We start from the raw sequence: 18,795 nt of genomic DNA, 5'->3' as shown, positions 1-18,795 counted from the left end.
ATAATTTCCACACATTTATTGACATTATCTTCACAATTTTATGCGCACCCGTACCGAGAATCTCACTGACGTTGTGGCCCCCAAAGCTAACTGGCCCCTGGCACTGGGCGCCGGTTTATTAGGTATTGGACAAAACGGTTTGCTGGTCATGCTGCCGCAGCTGGTCTCCCTGACCGGATTGTCGCTCTCCGTCTGGGCCGGGCTGTTGATGTTCGGCTCGATGCTCTTTTTACCCGCATCGCCCTGGTGGGGACGCCAGAGCGAGCGGCACGGCTGTAAGATCGTTATGCTGGCCTCGCTGGGCGGCTACTTGGCGAGCTTCGTCGTGATGGCGCTGGTAGTCTGGGCGATGGCGAACGGCGCGCTGAATGCCCTCTGGGGAATGGCGGGCCTGGTTCTGTCGCGCATGCTGTACGGCCTGACGGTATCAGGGCTGGTGCCTGCGGCCCAGACGTGGGCCATTCAACGCGCGGGGTTGGATAAAAGGATGGCGGCGCTGGCGACGATAAGCTCTGGCCTGAGCTGCGGGCGTCTGCTGGGACCGCCTCTTGCCGCGCTGATGCTCGGCGTCAGCCCGGTCGCACCGCTCTGGCTGATGGCGCTGGCGCCGTTGATCGCGCTGCTGCTGGTGCTGCGCGAAGCCGCCGATCCCCCGCTGCCGCCGGTGGCGCACCAGTCGACGCGGTTACAGGCCTCCATGCTGCCTTTCCTGGTGCTGGCGCTGCTGCTGGCAGCGCTGGTCAGCCTGATGCAGCTTGGCTTATCGCCGCATCTTCATCCGTTATTCAATGGCGATGCCGTGCAAATCAGCCATCATGTCGCGCTATTGCTGAGTCTGGCCGCCCTGGCGACCCTGGCGCGCAGTTTCTGGTGGTACGCCCGCAGCATTTTACCCCGAGAGTTTTACTCTTAATTGCCGCAGTGCTGATGGTGGCGGGTCTTGGGCTGATGTCTCTCGCCAGTTTAGCCCTGTTCTACGTGGGCATTGTCATCACTTCGCTGGGGGCCGCCATGGCAACGCCGGGATACCAGCTTTTGCTCAACGATCGGCTGACGACGGGCAAAGGCGCAGGGGTGATCGCCACCAGCCATACGCTGGGCTACGGGGCCAGCGCGCTGCTGGTACCCGTGGTGACGCGCTTTTACGGTGAGCAGTTTTTGATTACTGCCGCATGGGGAATGGCACTGCTGTTTCTCGCGGTGAGCGTGTGGGTACGATCGACCGATCGTACCCCTTAAACATTAGTGGAACGGATGAGAGGATGTGCTTGCTGCGTCCTCACTTTGCCGCAGACGCTGGAGTGGATCCTGCTGATAAAACTGGCAAAAACGCTGCCACAGCGCCGGGAAGCGCGGGGCAAAAAGCTCAGGTGCGCTAAAGAAATACTCGGACAGCACCGCAAAACACTCGGCGGGATCGGTCGCGGCGTAGGCATCAATGCTGGCCGCGCTTTCACCCACCAGGTCGATCTCATCCTGAATGTTTTCCATCGCCGCGTGCAGGTCGTGCTCCCATCCCGCGACTTCACGCAGCGGGATCAGCGGCACGCCGCTGGCGCGATCGCCGTTACGGGTATCCAGCTTATGCGCCACTTCGTGAATGATCAGGTTGAAGCCCGAGGCATCGAACGAGTCTTGAATATCCAGCCAGTTGAGGATGATTGGCCCTTGCTGCCAGCTCTGCCCGGACTGCACCATACGCTGGTTGTGCACCAGCCCGATGTCATCCTCCCACTCATCATCGACGATGAACGGCGCCGGGTAGATCAGCACTTCGTGGAAGCCATCCAGCCATTCGATACCCAGCTCCAGCACCGGCAAGCAGAAGAGCAGGGCGATGCGCGAATTTTTAAGCGGATCCAGTTCGAAGCCCTGTAGCGGTACCAGCCGTTTTTGCTGTAAAAAACGCTCGGCCAGCTGAATCAGCTTTGATTGCTCTTCAGGCAAGAGATTCGCCAGCACGGGGATCGCCAGAGCCTCATCCCAGGGGAGCGCCATATTTCGACCAGCGTCGTTCGTTTTCCAGGGCCACTTAATCATCGCTTTGCTCGTTACTCGCACGTGAACAAAATGGAAAGGTCAGGGGCTGTTAGCATGCCAACATACTCTGTTAAGCAGTATGACACTCCTCATCGGCTGCATGCAGAGTGGCGGCCTGTTTAAGAGGAATCCAGCCCGCATAAACTATCACTATGTGCCGTCAGGTTGATAGCGCTTTAGGGGTATCCCCTTCATTTTGTGAAGTATGTCGTGCGCGGCTATGATAAATCTCTTCTTACCCTACCGTGCTTAAGGATCCCGTCAGTATGCCCGTCAATTTTGACCTCAACGATCTCTATGCCTTCCGCGCTTTACTGGAATACGGCAATTTCCGTCTTGCGGCAGAATCTATCTGCCTTTCCCAGTCGGCGTTGAGTCGCAGAATTGAAAAGCTGGAGGCGGCACTGGGGACAAAACTGTTCGACAGAACCACCCGGCGCGTCACGCTGACCCTGTATGGACAGACCTTTGCCGACCGGTGCGGGCAACTGCTTGCTGACGTGGAGTCCATGCTTTCGGATATCGATAAGGCCAGCGAAGAGCGCACGGGGCTGATCACCGTGGCGACGGTGCCGTCAGCCGCCTGTTACTTTATGCCGGATGTGATCCGCCGCTTTCAGTCCCGTTACCCCCGCGTGCGCATAAAACTGATCGACAGCAGCGCCGGAAATGTTATCGAGGCCGTCACCCGCGGACAGGCGGATTTTGGTATTTGCTTTGCCCGGAGTTTGCAGCCCGACATCGAGTTTGTCCCGCTGGTGGAGGATGTCTACGTGGCCGCCTGCCGACGCGACAGCCCGCTTGCAAAAAGAAAAAGCCTGACGTGGCAGGCTTTTTATCAGCAGGATTATATCGGTCTGGATAAGACCTCCGGCAACCGCAATCTTCTCGACCAGCGGGTCGGGCATATTCGGCCTGAGCGCCCCAGCATCTGCGAAACGCGGCACGTGACGACCATGCTGGGGATGGTTGAAGCCGGGATCGGCATTGCGGCCGTTCCCGCCATGTCAATGCCCCGCGCAGAGCATTCGCTGCTGACGTCGGTACCTTTAACCGAGCCTGAAGTCAGGCGAACCGTGGGGCTGATCCGCCGCCGCGGTCGGATCCAGTCCTATATTGCTGCCGAACTCGAAACGCTGATTACCGAGCAGTATCGCGAGGTGCACTGACGGGCGTTAAGCCCGTTGCCGTAATGACGCTGGCGGCCTGTGGCGAGGCGAGAAAAGTCAGCAGCGCTTTTCCCTGTTCAGGATGGTCGGCCTTCTGCGTTACGGCTCCGGCGAAACGGGTAATGTACTGAATGTCGTCAGGCAACTTACCGACAAACGTCACCCCCGGGACCGGCAGAAGCTCGCTCACCTGCTGAAAGCCGAGGTCGTATTTCCCTTTTGCCACTTCAGACGCCACCGGGATACGCTCAACCCGGTGCGCTTTATCGTGGACCTGGCCGTCTATGCCCAGCTTACGGAACAGCTGGCTCTCAACATACCGGCCGCTGGCGCTGTCGGAATAAGCCATGGAATGCGCCTTCAGCAGCGTTTGCCGCAGGGCAGGCACCGTACTGATATCCGGCACCGGCGCGCCCGCTTTGACGACCATCCCGACGGGCGAATCCGCCAGCTCCACGCGGGAGCCCGCCGCCGTCCTGCGATCCTGTTCCAGTTTCGCCAGCGCATCGCCCACCATAATCACCACGTCCGCTTTTTCGCCCCGGGCGAGCCGGGCCGGAATGGCCTGCGGCGTTTTGCCCATCGACGGGCCGGAGATCACAATGAGCCTGTCGCCGCTTTGCGCTTCGTACTGCGGCGTCAGCTTCTCCAGCGCCGCTTTGAAGCCGCCAGAAATCATCACCGTCACATCCTGCGCAAGCGCGCCCGCGCTGAGGGTGGCGAAGGTCAGGGCGGCAATCACCGTTCTGAATGTAAGCATGAGGGATCACTCCTTAACGGCAGTTTGCAGGATTAACGTGCGACGACGATAGAGATAGAGCGTTGCCAGCAGGGCGCAAACGGCGGCAAAGCTCATCCAGTAGCCCGGGGAGGCTTTGTCGCCGGTGTACTCAATTAAGGCGGTCGAAATCACCGGCGTGAAACCGCCAAAAACCGCCGTTGCCAGGCTGTAAGCCAGCGAGAAGCCCGCCACGCGCACCTCTGCTGGCATGATCTCAGTCAGGGCCGGGATCATCGCGCCGTTATACAGACCGTAGAGGAAAGAGAGCCACAGCAGCACGGTCAGCATCATTGAGAAGCTCGGAGCTGCCGCCAGCATCGTCAGCGCCGGATAGCTGGTTGCCAACGCCAGCAGCGTCATGGCGATCAGCACCGGTTTACGCCCGAAGCGATCCGACAGCGCGCCGCCCACCGGCAGCCAGATGAAGTTGGACACCGCCACCAGCAGCGTGACCAGAAGACTGTCCGACGCGCTGAGCATCAGGACTTTTTTACCGAAGGTCGGCGCGTAAACGGTGATCAGGTAAAACGCGGTGGTGGTCATCGCCACCATCAGCATGCCCGCGACGACGACCGGCCAGTTGGCGAGCAGCGTTGTGAAGACCTGACGCATCGCCAGATGGTGGCGACGGGCGCTGAATTCCTCGGTCTCTTCGAGCTTGCGGCGCAGGAAAAAGATGAACGGCACAATCAGACAGCCAAACAGGAACGGAATACGCCACCCCCATTCGCGAATGGCACTCTCTTCCAGCACCACATTCAGCGCGAAACCCATCGCCGCCGCGATCATAATGGCGACCTGCTGGCTACCTGACTGCCAGCTGGTGTAGAAACCCTTGCGGCCCGGCGTGGCGATCTCCGCCAGATAAACCGAAACCCCGCCCAGCTCGGCACCTGCCGAAAAACCCTGCAACAGGCGGCCGGTCAGCACCAGCAGCGGTGCCCACAGGCCAATGCTCTGATAAGAAGGGATCAGCACAATCAGAAAGGTTCCGGCGGCCATAATCGACAGGGTGACGATCAGCCCTTTACGGCGGCCCACTTTATCAATGTAAGCCCCCAGCACAATGGCCCCGATCGGACGCATCAGGAAGCCCGCGCCAAAGACGGCGAAGGTCATCATCAGTGACGCAAATTCACTGCTTGCCGGGAAAAAAGTATGGGCGATGTAGGTGGCATAAAAGCCGAACAGAAAGAAGTCGAATTGCTCAAGAAAGTTGCCCGACGTGACGCGGAAAATCGCGCCCGCTTTCGCACGAACCGTTGTAGGTGAGGTTGAGGAAACCATGATTATCTCCAGTTTTATAGCGACGTTATGCTCGTCTGTTTCTGAAAACTGGATCAGGAAGTGGAAATTAATAAGCGCAAATAGCGCATAAACCGATGCGTGTGGTGCATTAATGACAATGCGTTGACCAGTATTTACATATTCAACAATAACTTAACATTTCGATGATCTTTTATTTACCACGTTTCGCTAAGTCGCTGATATATCAGTTTTGTGACACCGCGCAGATGAGAAGCCAGGCGGGGCCTGGCTTGGGATTATCAGCGCAGCGCGTTCGCAATCGCGCTAAACATCAGCGACGCTTCCAGCGGCTGGGCGCTGAATGACGGCTCTGCCTGCGGCCAGGTGGACCACTGGACGATAACCAGATTTTCTTTCTGATTAACCATGATCATCTGCCCAAAAATACCCAGCGCCCACAGGGAATCCTTCAGCGAATTTTCGACTTTCGGCTCCACATTTGTGGCGGTGGCTGGCACTTCATTGTTCCACCACTGGTAGCCGTACAACCCCTTCGGATGCGCCTCGAACACCGATCCTTTGGCCTGTGTCCAGGCTGAGGACTGTTTCACCCAGCCCTCGGGGAGGATCTGCTTTCCGTCCGGCAGGGTACCGTTATGCAGGATAAACTCCCCGAAACGCCCCCAGTCTTCCAGCGTGGCGTTGAACCCATGCGCACCCACGTCGTGCTGGCCTTTGCTGTAGGCATGCCACACGCCGTCGCTCGCCATACCGTACGGCTGCCAGATGCTTTTCTCCAGATACGCCGCGAGCGTCATGCCGGTGGCGCGCTCAAGCACATCGCCTAACAGCCAGGCGCCACCCGAGGAATAGGACCAGTTTTCGCCCGCCGGGTGTTCACGGTGTAACCCCTTCACCAGGGTGCGCACACAGTCGTAGGTGCCCGGTTTCGCTTCGCATTCGGTAAGCCGGGCGAAGTCAGATTGCGCGTTGGTGTAATCTTCAGTCCACGCCACGCCCGAGGTGTGGGTGATGAGCTGTTTCAGCGTTACGCCCTCCCAGGCGGTGCCTTTTAAATCCGGTTCGTATTGGGTGACAAGGTCGTCCAGGGAGTGGATTTTCCCTTCTTTAATCGCAACACCCACCAGCGCGGAGACCACGGATTTGCCCACGGAACGCGACGTCCAGAGCGTAGAGTCGGTATTGCCTTCTCCCAGATATTTATAGGCCACTTTGCCATTTTTCAGCACCAGCATGCCGCTGACGTTCTGGCGTTTCAGGTAATCCTGAATATTGTAAATCTTACCCTTCACCTGATAGCGGGCATCGGTGAGCGGTTTTTCTGCGGGCAGCAGTGGCGTATCGTTGCCGTGGCGGAACACATCGCCCGCGTAGTTGCGGTAGTCATTGCGAAAGCCCACCACGCGATCGGCCTGGCTCCAGGTGAGCATGGTATGTGCGTCCGGGAGTCTGGCATCGAAAGGCGCCGGACAGGTCGTGAGGTCGGTACCGTTGCAGGCCGCCATGACGGCGGGCGAGAGCAGGCTGCTGATAACCAGCGCCGTGAGCAGTGTGCGGTTTGTTTTGATTTTCATATTTATCTCGTTTGGCTCAGGAAGGACTTCAGTTTAAGAACCTGAGGCCTATAATAAAAAACGCGTTATGGGGGAAAATCCCCCGGAAAAATCGCGTGGAGAATGACGTGGCATCACTGATCTATTCCTTTGCCCAGCTTGAGGCGTTCACCGCCGTCGCTGAGCACGGCAGCCTGATGAAGGCGGCCAGTAAACTCGGCAAAGATCGTACAACCCTGCGGGATCTGATCGATTTCCTTGAGGATGGGCTGGGCTACGCGCTGTTCCTGCGGGAGGGGCGTAGCCTGCGCCTGACGCCGGAGGGGGAGCAGCTTCAGCGGCAGGCGCACCTGCTGATGCGGCAGGTCAAAGCGTTTGAGGCGTTTGCCCGTACGGTGCCGGACAGCGCGACGCAGGACATTGCCCTCGTTTACGATCCGTTCACCCCAAGAGCTTTTTTACAGGCGCTGATTGCCACACTGGCGACGAAAAAGATCCGCCTGAGCCTGACCAGCGCATCGCGCGATGAGGCGGAAGCCATGCTGGCGAGCGGTCAGGCCGATCTGGGGATCTGCCAGGCGCGCAACCGCAGCGTGGGCAATGAGATGGAGTGGCGGGCGCTGGGGGCGATCGAAATGGATTTTTACGCCGCAACGGCGCTTTTTGCGGAGGTTGCGTCGCCAGTGTCGCTGCTCGATCTCTCTCTGGTTCCACAGGTGGTTATGCATGCCGCGTCAGACGAGCCGGTTGCCCGTCGCCTGCAAATTTCAGGGCACACGCTTTTCACTAACGAACTGGAGATGCTGCGCGGCCTGCTGGAGCAGGGCTGCGGCTGGGGATTTTTGCCGACCCATCTTCACGCAACGCAGTGGAAAAACGTAAAAAGGCTGCCCACCGAAGTGGGCAGCCAGGGGATAAGCCAGACGATGGTCACCATCTGGAAGCCGGGCAGCGACAAGCGCGGGTTGATCAACGATACGCTGTCGCAGCTTCCGGCGTTATGGAAACGCTCAGCGCTGTGAGCACCCTTTGCACTGTTTATTCTGGATCTCCTGGAAGAAGTCGTTGCCTTTGTCATCCACCAGGATAAACGCCGGGAAGTTCTCCACTTCAATTTTCCAGATGGCTTCCATTCCCAGTTCAGGATACGCCACGCACTCCAGACTCTTGATGCTGTTTTGCGCCAGTACCGCCGCCGGGCCGCCAATGCTGCCGAGGTAGAAGCCGCCGTGCTTATGGCAGGCGTCGGTGACCTGCTGGCTGCGGTTACCTTTGGCCAGCATGATCATGCTCGCACCGTTGGATTGCAGTAAGTCTACATAGGAGTCCATACGCCCGGCGGTGGTCGGGCCTAAGGAGCCAGACGCGTAACCTTCTGGCGTTTTCGCCGGGCCTGCATAGTAAATCGGGTGATCTTTAACGTACTGCGGCAGTTCTTCCCCGTTGTCGAGCAGCTCTTTCAGCTTCGCATGGGCGATGTCGCGCGCCACAATAATGGTGCCGTTCAGCGACAGGCGGGTGGAGACAGGGTGCGCGGAAAGCTGCGCCAGAATGTCGGGCATCGGCTTGTTCAGATCAATGCTTACCACGTCGCCTTCTCCCTGCTGGCGCAGGGATTCAGGAATATACTGGCCCGGATTGTGCTCCAGCTTCTCAATCCAGATCCCCTCGCGGTTAATCTTCGCCTTGATGTTGCGGTCAGCGGAGCAGGAGACGCCCATGCCGATCGGGCAGGAGGCGCCGTGGCGCGGCAGACGGATTACGCGAATATCGTGCGCGAAGTATTTCCCGCCAAACTGCGCGCCCAGGCCGAGGTTTTGCGCTTCCTGAAGCAGTTCCTGCTCGAGCTGGACGTCGCGGAACGCCTGGCCGTGCGCGTTGCCTTCGGTTGGCAGGCCATCGTAGTAGCGCGCAGAGGCGAGCTTGACGGTTTTCAGCGTGGCTTCCGCAGAGGTGCCGCCGATAACGAAGGCGATATGGTAAGGCGGGCAGGCCGCGGTGCCCAGGGTCCGCATCTTCTCAACCAGATATTTTTTCAGCTTCGCCGGGGTGATCAGCGCTTTGGTTTCCTGATACAGATAAGTTTTGTTGGCGGAACCGCCGCCTTTCGCCATGCACAGGAATTTATACTCGTCACCATCAACGCTGTAGAGGTCGATCTGCGCGGGCAGGTTGGTGCCGGTATTCACCTCTTTATACATATCCAGCGCCGCGTTCTGCGAGTAGCGCAGGTTGTCTTCAATATAGGTGTTATACACGCCCTGACTCAGCGCCGCTTCGTCGCCGCCGCCGGTCCAGACGCGCTGGCCTTTCTTACCCATAATGATTGCCGTACCGGTATCCTGACAGGTGGGCAGCACGCCTTTCGCCGCAATTTCGGAGTTGCGCAGGAATTGCAGGGCAACGTACTTATCGTTCTGGCTGGCTTCCGGATCGTTAAGAATGGCGGCAACCTGCTTCTGATGAGACGGACGCAGCATAAACGCGGCGTCGTGGAAAGCCTGCTGCGCCAGCAGGGTCAGGGCTTCCGGCTCCACTTTCAGCACTTCCTGACCGTCGAACTCGGCAACGGAGACATGCTCTTTGGTCAGCAGATAGTATTCGGTGTCGTCATGCGCGAGAGGGAAGGGGTTCTGGTAAATAAAGGGTTTGTTTGACATAGCTTGCTCCACAAAAATAAAACCGCCGGAGGATATGTCCGGCGGTCAGGAATCAGAACATCATGGACATCCACGGGTAACCAATCAGCAGCAGGGCCGCCAGGAAGATGGCACCGAAGATGGTGCCGAGGCGCCAGTAGTCTTTGGTTGGCAGGTAACCGCTACCGTAGTAAATCGGGCTTGGACCCGTACCGTAGGGGGTGATGATCCCCATCACGCCCAGTGAGGTCACCATCAGCAGGACGAACACTTCCATATTCATGCCCGGAATGGTGGAGGCGATAGTCAGCATCGCAGGCAGCAGCGCCGTGGTGTGCGCGGTGGTGCTGGCAAACAGATAGTGCAGCAGGTAGAACGCCAGCAGCAGCACAATGGTGGCGACACCCGGAGAAATACCGCTCATCAGCAGGCCGCCTTCTTTACCCAGCCAGCTGATAAAACCGGTGGAGGAGAGGCCATCCGCCAGCACCACCAGGGTGGCGAACCAGACGAAGGTGTTCCAGGCGGCTTTGTTGCCGGTGATGTCGTTCCACTCCAGCACGCCGGTCCACAGCATCAGGCCGACGATGAGCAGGGCAGCCATCGCGGGCTCAATCCATGCGGCGGCGAAGATCCACATCAGCAGCGCACAGCACACGAACACCAGCAGCAGGATCTCATTGCGCGACAGTTTGCCCAGTTTTTCCAGTTCACGGGTCGCCCATAACGGTACTTCGTTGTTTACCTTCACTTCCGGCGGGTAGAACCAGTAAGCCAGCAGCGGCATGGTCAGGATCAGCAGAATACCCAGCGGCAGGAAGGCGAGGAACCAGGTCCCCCATGAGATATCAATTCCGACCGTGCTTTTTACCAGCGCCAGCGCCAGCAGGTTAGGCGCCAGAGCGGAAAGGAACATCGAGCTGGTGATACAGGCCGCGGTAATTGCCACCCACATCAGATACGAACCGATTTTGCGCGCGCTTGGGTCGTTGGGTTTTGAACCGTACAGCGGCGGCAGGTTGGCGATGATCGGGTAGATGGTCCCACCGCTGCGCGCGGTATTGGACGGGGTAAACGGGGCCAGCAGCAGGTCTGCGAAGGTAATGGCGTAACCGAGCGTCAGGCTGCGACGGCCCAGATATTTCACCAGTATCAGCGCCAGGCGGCGGCCGAAGCGGGTTTTGTCGTAGCCCGCAGCAAACATAAAGGCACCGAAGATCAGCCACACGGTGGAGTTACCAAACCCGCTGACCGCCCATTTAAAGGAGGCGCCCGCCAGCTTGAATTTTGGGTCAGCCAGCTGTTCCGGGCTAAAGAGCACCCACTGGCTGCACAGCGCAATCGCCACGACGCCGGTAAGACCGATCACGGCGCCCGGCAGCGGTTCGAAAATTAACCCGACGATGACGCCGACAAAGATGGCGAAGTAGTGCCACGCATAAGGCGGCAGCCCGTCCGGAACGGGAACAAACAACAGCAGGACGGCAACAATGACGGGCAGGGCCATCATCAGCAGGCGTTTTGCTGTTCCATTTGATGCCAGATTCGCCGCAGGAGGCGTTACAGCAGTTTTTGTTTTCATAGTTTCACGTCTTAAGTTGTCAAAAATTCGTCGTACAGCGAAAACACAAATTCGATTGCTTTATTCGTTTTGCTTTTTTTAGTTATTTAAGGTGCGTTTTTGTGTTTTCAGTAATAGCGATTTAACGCATTTTTGTTTGCGCCAAATAAAAAATGATGATGTTTTTATATTGCTCTTTTGAATGCCATAACTATTGATCACGATCAAAAAAACGGAACTGAATGGCTATTTTTATATTTTTTATAATAACCACTCTGAGTAGTGTGGTTATTCGCTGATTTTACGCATTTTATGTATCAAAACTATAACATTTAAATTTTGGTGCTTTTGCTTGTTGTTGTTTTATTTGTTTTTTTGATAGTTGTGGTGTATTGGTTTGACCTTTTGTGATTTAACTTTTTTTAAATTATTGTGAACGAGTGAAACATTCCCGCTAACACCAATGTGTTATTAATGTTATCGAAGGTATTAAATAGTTTATTAACTAACGAAATGGCTTTAGAAACTAAAAAAAGCTTTATATTACTATCATGACATCGGCAAAAGACACGAAATAAAAAAATCATCCCGATAACGAATTCTTAATTTTTTAAAGTTTGGAGTTTCTATTATGAGCACTAACGAACGTATTTTAAGCCCCTTCACATTGCCGAATGGTACTGAACTGAAAAACCGTTTGTTAATGGCCCCGATGACAACCTGTACCGGTTATTACGATGGCACCGTGACCAGCGAGCTGGTGGAGTACTACCGCGCCCGCGCGGGCAGCATCGGCACCATCATCGTTGAGTGCTGTTTTGTTGACGATCTCGGCCTGGCGTTCCCGGGCGCAATTGGCATTGATAACGACGAGAAAATCGCCGGGCTGGCAAAAATCGCTGACGCCATCAAGTCAAAAGGCTCCAAAGCCCTGCTGCAAATCTACCACGGCGGCCGTATGGTCGACCCAAAACTGATCGGCGGTCGCACGCCGGTTGGCCCAAGCGCCGTTGCCGCGCCGCGTGACGGTGCCGCCACGCCGGTTGCCCTGACCGCGGAAGAGGTGGAAGGCATGATCGGCAAGTTTGGCGAAGCCGTGCGCCGCGCAATTCAGGCCGGGTTCGACGGCGTCGAAATCCACGGGGCGAATACCTATCTGATCCAGCAGTTCTTCTCCCCGAACTCCAACCAGCGCGACGACGAGTGGGGCGGCAGCCGCGAAAACCGCGCGAAATTCCCGCTGGCGGTGCTGGACATTACCCACAAGATGGTGCGCCAGTACGCGGACGACGCGTTTATCATTGGCTACCGTTTCTCTCCGGAAGAGCTGGAAGTCCCGGGCATTCGCTTCGAAGATACCCTGTATCTGCTGGAAAAACTGGCCGCGCGCGGGGTGGATTATCTCCACTTTTCCCTTGGCGCCGCCCTGCGTCCTTCTATCGTCGATACTCAGGACCCGACGCCACTTATCGAAAAATACTGCGCCATGCGCTCAGACACGCTGGCTCAGGTACCGGTGATGGGCGTTGGCGGCGTGGTGAATGCCACGGATGTGAATGAAGCGCTGGATCACGGTTACGACCTGATTGCCGTTGGTCGTGCCACCATCGCCTATCCGGACTGGACCGATCGCATCGCGGCGGGCGAAAGCCTGGAGCTGTTTATGGACAGTACCCGACGCGAAGAACTGAGCATCCCGGAACCGCTGTGGCGCTTCTCGCTGGTGGAAGCGATGATCCGCGACATGAGCATGGGCGAATCTAAATTCAAACCGGGCACCTTTATTGAAAAAGTGCAGGACGATACTAACGAACTGGTGATTAACGTCAGCCTCGAAACCGATCGTATTGCCGATATCGAACTGGCCTCCGGCCCGAGTGAAGACGTCGAGTTTGTCACCAGCTTCGAAGAGATCCGTACCCGAATTCTTGATGCCAACACTCCGCACGTAGATGCTATCACCGGCGCGACCAGCCAAAGCGAGGCGGTGAAAAAAGCGGTCTCGAAGGCGATGCTGAAATCCAGCAAAGCGCTGGCGGCAGAAGAGGGCGCTGACCCGAATGAGACTAAAAGCGTGGACGTGGTGGTGGTCGGCAGCGGCGGCGCCGGTCTGGCGGCGGCGATTCAGGCTCACGACGAAGGCGCGAGCGTGCTGATCGTTGAGAAAATGCCGACTATTGGCGGGAACACCATTAAAGCCTCTGCCGGGATGAACGCGGCGGAGACCCGCTTCCAGCGCGTGAAAGGTATTCAGGACAGCAAAGAGCTGTTCTACCAGGAAAGCCTGAAAGGCGGTGGCAACAAGAACAACCCTGAACTGCTGCGTCGCTTTGTCGAGAACGCGCCGCAGGCCATCGAATGGCTGGCAACGCGCGGCATTATGCTGGACGACATCACCACCACCGGCGGGATGAGCATCGACCGTACGCACCGTCCTAAAGACGGTTCCGCAGTGGGCGGGTATCTGATCAGCGGCCTGGTGCGTAACGTCAACAAGCGCAACATCGAGGTGATGCTGGATACCTCCGTGAGCGACATCATCTTCGAAAACGGCGAAGTGACCGGCGTGCGTCTGACCACCGAAGAGAACGAAACCCTCACCGTGGCAACCAAAAGCGTGATTGTCGCAACGGGCGGCTTCAGCGCCAACAGCGAGATGGTGGTGAAATACCGTCCGGATCTGGCAGGGTTCGTTACCACTAACCACAAAGGGGCGACCGGGGGCGGTATCGCGCTGCTGGAGCGTATCGGTGCAGGCACAGTGGATATGGGCGAAATTCAGATCCACCCAACCGTTGAGCAGAAAACGTCGTATCTGATTTCCGAATCCATCCGCGGCGGCGGGGCGATTCTGGTAAACCAGCAGGGCAACCGCTTCTATAACGAAATGTCGACCCGCGATAAAGTCTCGGCGTCAATCATCGCGCTGCCGGAGAAATACGCTTACATCGTCTTTGACGAGCATGTTCGCGTCAAAAATAAAGCCGCGGATGAGTACATCGCGAAAGGGTTTGTTACCAGCGCCAGCTCGCCAAAAGCCCTGGCGGAAGCGCTGGGGATGGATCACCACCAGTTCCTGGCAACGCTGGAACGCTACAACGGCTTTGTGGAGAAACAGCACGATGACGACTTTGGACGTACCACCGCGCTGCGTGCGCCAATCAACGAAGGGCCGTTCTACGCCATTCAGATTGCACCAGGGGTTCACCACACCATGGGCGGCGTGACCATCAATACCGATACCTGCGTGCTGGACAGCAACCATAACGTATTGCCGGGAGCGTTTGCTGCGGGTGAGGTTGTTGGTGGCATCCACGGCGGTAACCGCATCGGCGGTAATGCGGTGGCAGATATCATTATTTTTGGTACGCTTGCAGGACATCAGGCGGCTATGCGTTCGAAAACACGGTAAGGCTCCTGTTTCCCCGGCGGCGCGGTGCCTGCCGGGGCTACACCTGAGGACTCATGCAATGCCTGATAGCCATCGCGTTTACAGCTACTCCGCCGTTCTGATGGGATCGCCCATCCTCCTGAAACTCTTTTCGCATGACGAAGCGCTTGCCTCCCGCGTGTTTCGCCTGATCAAACAGTACGAAGATCTGCTCACCGTTAACCGTGCGCACTCCCAGGTAATGGACATCAACCATGCGGCCGGCCAGCATCCGGTTGCCGTCAGTCGTCCGGTGTTTGAGCTGATCCGCTGCGCGAAAGCGGCAAGCCTGCTTAAAGGCAGCGCCTTTAACCTGGCGATCGGCCCGCTGGTGAAATGCTGGAAAATTGGCTTTAAGGGGGACGCTGTACCGCCCGCGGACGAGATCGCCGCCTTGTTGGGCATCACGGATCCTGCGGACGTGGTGCTGGATGAAGCCAACAGCAGCGTGTTTCTTACGCGCCAGGGAATGGAGATCGATCTGGGTGCTATTGCTAAAGGCTATATCGCCGACAGGGTGCGGGAGCACCTGCATAAAGAGGGCGTTGAACTTGGGCTGATCAACCTTGGCGGCAACGTCCAGACGTTAGGTTCGCCGGAGGGCGGCTGGCGCGTCGGCCTGAAAAAACCGTTCGCCGGTGACGCGCTGATTGGCGCTATGACGGTAGAGAACCGGTCGGTGGTAACGTCAGGCACCTATGAGCGCTATTTCGAGCAGAACGGCAAACGTTATCACCACATACTTGACCCGCGCACCGGCTACCCGCTGGATAACGAACTGGACAGCGTGACGATTATTTCGCCAGACTCTCTCGACGGCGATATCTGGACCACGCTGATCTACGGCATGGGTGTGGAAAAGGGCTGCGCCGCGCTGCGTTCGCGCCCCGATATTGAAGCCATTTTTGTCACCAAAACAAAAGAAGTGGTGATCTCCTCGATGCACCACTTCCGTTTTACCCTTCTGGACGACAGCTACCGAATTACTGGCAGTACTGTTTGAGCAGTCCGACCTGTTCCGGCTGCAAACGGTAGCGATATACCGGTCGGCCGGTAGCGCCGTAATGAATGCTGGTGAACAGGATATTAATTTGCGCCAGCCAGATCAGGTATTTGCGGCAGGAGACGCGGGAAATGTTGACCGCATTCGCCAGATCGTCGGTGGAAAATTCTATCTCCGGATGGCTGTCGATCCACTGGCAAATGGTGCGCAGCGTCTGCGGCGTTAGGCCTTTCGGTAATTTTTTGCTGTCAGCCAGCTCCGGCGCGCCGCCGTGGATCAGCCTGTCGACGTCGGCCTGTTCATAATACTGATGCGATCCCATCAGGCTGCGCTTTGCCTTCCAGCCGTTCAGCGCCTCTTCAAAACGCGGGAACTGGAATGGTTTAATCAGGTAATCCACCACGCCATAGTGCATGGACGTCTGGATTGTTGCGGCGTCGGAGGCCGACGAGATCATGATGACGTCAATCGGGCGGCCCGACGCGCGAATGATGGGCAGCAGATCCAGCCCGTTATCCTGCTGCATATAGACATCCAGCAGCACCAGATCGATCGGCTGGCCTGGGTTGGCGATCAACGCCTCGGCCTGGTTGAGCGTGGAAGCGACGCCGCAGCAGCTAAAACCCTCAACGCGGTTAACATACAGACGGTTGAGGTCGGCTACCATGGCGTCATCATCGACAATTAACACATTTATCACGCGATATTCCTCTCGCTATCCCAGGGGATCTGAACAAAAAATTGGGTAAATACGCCAGGTTCAGACTCGACGGTAATATCTCCGCCCAGATTCTGGATCTGCTGACGCGCAAGGAACAGCCCAACGCCGCGGTTTTCACCTTTTGTTGAGTAGCCCTTTGTAAAAATAGCCTCCAGCCGCTCGGGATCAATACCGGGACCGTCATCGCTGACCTCACCGCTCAGCCAGCCGTTCTGATAATGCAGCAGCAGGCCGATCTCGCCTTCCGGCTGGCCTTCCATCGCATCAAGGGCATTTTCGATTAAATTGCCCAGCACGGTGATCAGCACCGCAACCTGCTCTTCATTGACGGTGTCAGGAAGCTGACTCTCCTCCGCCAGCGTCAGGGTCACTCCAGCCTCTTTGGCGCGGTTAATTTTACCCAGCAGGAAACCCGCAATGACCGGCGATTTAACTTTGCGCTGTATCGCGCCGATATCCGTCTGATAATTCTGCGCGGTCTGGATGATGTACTCCTCCAGCTTATCGTAGCGCTTCATGTGCAGCAGGCCGAGGATCACGTGCAGCTTGTTCATAAACTCATGCGTATGGGAGCGCAGGGCATCAACATAGTTGACCATGCCATCGATACGCTGCATTAACTGGCTGATTTCGGTCTTATCGCGGAAGGTGCTGATTGCCCCGATCACCTGATTCTGGCTTTTCACGGGGACCATGTTGCACAGCAGTAGCCGTCCGTTACAGCCGATCTCCTGATCCTGGCGAGCAATGCCGGTTTTCGCCACTTCCCGCAGGCTGGCCAGCAGTGGTTCGCCGCTGCTCTCGGAGTGCTCACCCGAGCTCAGGAGCAAAATCTCTCTGGCGGTGTGGTTAATCATCGTCACGCGCCCGTGTATATCCACGGCCATCACGCCTTCGCGCAGGGACTGCAACATGGCCTGGCGCTGCTCAAAGAGGGCTGAGATCTCGTAAGGCTCCAGCCCGAAGAGGATACGCTTCAGCACCCGGACCAGACCCCATATCGCCACTGAGCTCATCAGAACGCTGAATAAGATGGTCCACACGGCGTTGAGCCGCCCGCGGGCAATCTGATCTTCAACTTTATTCAGCGAAATGCCCACCACCACCACGCCGATCTGGTCGTGCTGGTCGTCATACACGGGCGTAAAGACGCGCAGCGCTTCCGCGAGCGCACCGCGGTTAACGGAGACGTTCTCTTTCCCTTCCAGGGCGGGCGTCAGATCGTCGCCAATAAAATGCAAACCTAACAGCGCTTCGTTTGGATGGGAATAGCGGATCCCACGCAGGTCGGTGACCACGGTAAACAGCAGGTCGTTGCGCTTCGTCACCGCCTCGGCAATCGGCTGGATGATGCCAGCCTGCGGCGATTCCATCAGGCCACGCTTGATCTCCGGGCTGTCGGCCAGCGTCCGGGCGATACCCAGCGCGGTATCTTTCACGTCATCGCGCGTGGCGCGGGTGATCTGCACAGAGTAGAGCGCGAAGACCACCAGCAGCACCGAGCCGATAATCGCGCACACCATCAGCGTAACCAGCGTATTCAGCTTCATAGGGCGCTTGCGCGTCGGGGGGAAGGGCTGCAAATCGCTCATTAACACTCCGCGATGAAAAAGAAAGGGCTAATTATCGCTGATGACGGGCGTTTCATAAAGCCATGTAAAGAGAGGCGTTTCGTGAGCCTCCTCTCAGGTGACCTATATAAAACACTTTATAGTGTGTGGGTACTCATAATAAGGAGGCAGTTTATGAGCATTATGCTTACCGGTACGGCCAGGGAAAGACGGCACGCCAGCACGATGAACATCGACAGATTATCGACGCTGGATATGCTTAACGTCATACACCAGGATGACGCGCAAATCTCTTCTGCACTTACCCCACACTTAAGTATGCTGGCCCGCGTGGTGGATAACGCGGCGGCGACGCTTAGCCACGGCGGACGTCTGGTGCTGACCGGCGCGGGCGCGTCCGGACGCATGACTGAGCAGGCGGCAGAAGCGTTTGCGCCGGGCAAACACCCCGTCATTGCGTTAACAGCAGGTGATAACGCCGGAAGCTACGCGCGCGGCGTTGCCGACCTTCAGACGATAGAATTTGGCGAGCATGACATGATGCTGGCGCTGTCCGTCAGCGGCAAAACGCCATGGGTATGGGGCGCGATGCGTCATGCGTGGTCTCTGGGCTCAACGGTTGCGCTCATTACGGAGGATGCGCAAAGTGAAGCGGCGCAGCTGGCGAGTATGGTCATTGCTCCCGATCTGGGCGCGGATGTGGTGGCCGGGTATACCAACGCTAAAGCAGGCATTGCGCAAAGCATGATCCTGCATATGGTCACCACCGGTCTGGCGATACGGACAGGACGGGTGTACAGCAACCTGCGCGTTGATCTGGAGGCAAGCAACACCAGATGGGCCGAACGACAAATTGCCATTGTGATGGAAGCGGGGGGATGTAGCCGGGCGCAGGCGAAGGCCGCGCTGGAAAGCTGTAACCACCAGTGCAAAACGGCGGTACTGATGGTGCTGACGGGTCTGAATGCCTGGAAAGCGCATGAATTGCTGGCGCAGAATAACGGGTTTGTTCGCCTGGCCTTGCAGGAAGCGCCATAACATTTCAGCGTCAAATAAAA

At 57.2% G+C, this 18,795-nt stretch carries 13 protein-coding genes and 1 pseudogene; 6 read left to right on the top strand and 8 right to left on the bottom strand.

All coding sequences use genetic code 11. The features are described 5' to 3' along the window. Positions 1 to 40: 40 nt before the first annotated feature. Positions 41 to 1,239 (top strand): annotated as a pseudogene (locus tag ACOTYB_RS02585) (MFS transporter). A 3-nt stretch (positions 1,240 to 1,242) separates the two neighbouring features. Here the strand turns inward: ACOTYB_RS02585 and mtfA are convergent. After that, the gene (mtfA, locus tag ACOTYB_RS02580; protein WP_003859539.1) at positions 1,243 to 2,040 is read right to left on the bottom strand and encodes a DgsA anti-repressor MtfA; all 798 of its coding nucleotides are present in this window, start codon (positions 2,038 to 2,040) and stop codon (positions 1,243 to 1,245) included. A 266-nt stretch (positions 2,041 to 2,306) separates the two neighbouring features. Here mtfA and ACOTYB_RS02575 point away from each other — a divergent pair, with 266 nt between their 5' ends. Continuing rightward, positions 2,307 to 3,209: a LysR family transcriptional regulator gene (locus ACOTYB_RS02575; protein WP_003859540.1), complete on the top strand. Its 903-nt coding sequence runs from the start codon at positions 2,307 to 2,309 to the stop codon at positions 3,207 to 3,209. Here ACOTYB_RS02575 and ACOTYB_RS02570 read toward each other — a convergent pair. The 3 genes from ACOTYB_RS02570 to ACOTYB_RS02560 all read right to left on the bottom strand — a co-directional run bounded on the left by ACOTYB_RS02570 (position 3,181) and on the right by ACOTYB_RS02560 (position 6,833). Then, a complete protein-coding gene (locus ACOTYB_RS02570) occupies positions 3,181 to 3,969 on the bottom strand; it encodes a substrate-binding domain-containing protein (RefSeq protein WP_032609610.1) in 789 nt (262 codons plus the stop codon). The two genes, ACOTYB_RS02575 and ACOTYB_RS02570, sit on opposite strands and share 29 nt — an antisense overlap. 6 nt (positions 3,970 to 3,975) lie before the next feature. Then, entirely contained in the window at positions 3,976 to 5,277 is a 1,302-nt protein-coding gene (locus ACOTYB_RS02565) for an MFS transporter (RefSeq protein ID WP_220153200.1), read from the bottom strand. A gap of 260 nt (positions 5,278 to 5,537) precedes the next feature. Beyond that, positions 5,538 to 6,833, bottom strand: coding sequence for a serine hydrolase domain-containing protein (locus ACOTYB_RS02560; RefSeq protein WP_220316976.1), 1,296 nt, complete (start codon positions 6,831 to 6,833; stop codon positions 5,538 to 5,540). A gap of 95 nt (positions 6,834 to 6,928) precedes the next feature. On the opposite strand from ACOTYB_RS02560, the gene ACOTYB_RS02555 reads away from it, so the two are divergent. Then, positions 6,929 to 7,834: a LysR family transcriptional regulator gene (locus tag ACOTYB_RS02555; RefSeq protein WP_058656739.1), complete on the top strand. Its 906-nt coding sequence runs from the start codon at positions 6,929 to 6,931 to the stop codon at positions 7,832 to 7,834. On the opposite strand, the gene fumA is transcribed toward ACOTYB_RS02555, so the two are convergent. Together fumA and ACOTYB_RS02545 are read right to left on the bottom strand one after the other, a co-directional pair. Further along, positions 7,823 to 9,472, bottom strand: coding sequence for a class I fumarate hydratase FumA (fumA, locus tag ACOTYB_RS02550; RefSeq protein ID WP_032609604.1), 1,650 nt, complete (start codon positions 9,470 to 9,472; stop codon positions 7,823 to 7,825). The genes ACOTYB_RS02555 and fumA overlap by 12 nt on opposite strands. Before the next feature lie 52 nt (positions 9,473 to 9,524). Further along, positions 9,525 to 11,033, bottom strand: coding sequence for an anion permease (locus ACOTYB_RS02545; RefSeq protein ID WP_409249017.1), 1,509 nt, complete (start codon positions 11,031 to 11,033; stop codon positions 9,525 to 9,527). A gap of 610 nt (positions 11,034 to 11,643) precedes the next feature. Between ACOTYB_RS02545 and ACOTYB_RS02540 the strand changes: the two genes are divergently transcribed. Together ACOTYB_RS02540 and ACOTYB_RS02535 are read left to right on the top strand one after the other, a co-directional pair. Next, a complete protein-coding gene (locus tag ACOTYB_RS02540; RefSeq protein ID WP_220153198.1) occupies positions 11,644 to 14,424 on the top strand; it encodes a flavocytochrome c in 2,781 nt (926 codons plus the stop codon). Positions 14,425 to 14,482: 58 nt separating this feature from the next. Beyond that, entirely contained in the window at positions 14,483 to 15,445 is a 963-nt protein-coding gene (locus tag ACOTYB_RS02535; RefSeq protein ID WP_220153197.1) for an FAD:protein FMN transferase, read from the top strand. On the opposite strand, the gene dcuR is transcribed toward ACOTYB_RS02535, so the two are convergent. After that, the gene (dcuR, locus tag ACOTYB_RS02530; RefSeq protein WP_003859556.1) at positions 15,426 to 16,145 is read right to left on the bottom strand and encodes a two-component system response regulator DcuR; all 720 of its coding nucleotides are present in this window, start codon (positions 16,143 to 16,145) and stop codon (positions 15,426 to 15,428) included. The genes ACOTYB_RS02535 and dcuR overlap by 20 nt on opposite strands. Further along, positions 16,142 to 17,758: a sensor histidine kinase gene (locus tag ACOTYB_RS02525; protein ID WP_126525235.1), complete on the bottom strand. Its 1,617-nt coding sequence runs from the start codon at positions 17,756 to 17,758 to the stop codon at positions 16,142 to 16,144. Before ACOTYB_RS02525 ends, dcuR begins: the two co-directional genes overlap by 4 nt. A 153-nt stretch (positions 17,759 to 17,911) precedes the next feature. Between ACOTYB_RS02525 and ACOTYB_RS02520 the strand changes: the two genes are divergently transcribed. Continuing rightward, positions 17,912 to 18,775: an N-acetylmuramic acid 6-phosphate etherase gene (locus ACOTYB_RS02520; protein WP_126525234.1), complete on the top strand. Its 864-nt coding sequence runs from the start codon at positions 17,912 to 17,914 to the stop codon at positions 18,773 to 18,775. Positions 18,776 to 18,795 lie beyond the last annotated feature (20 nt).

Source organism: Enterobacter cloacae complex sp. IR5450 (assembly GCF_049238665.1).
GTDB classification, from domain to species: Bacteria; Pseudomonadota; Gammaproteobacteria; order Enterobacterales; family Enterobacteriaceae; genus Enterobacter; species Enterobacter hormaechei_C.
Note: the sequence above shows the minus strand (reverse complement) of the source record. Positions and strands in the feature narration are given on the sequence as shown.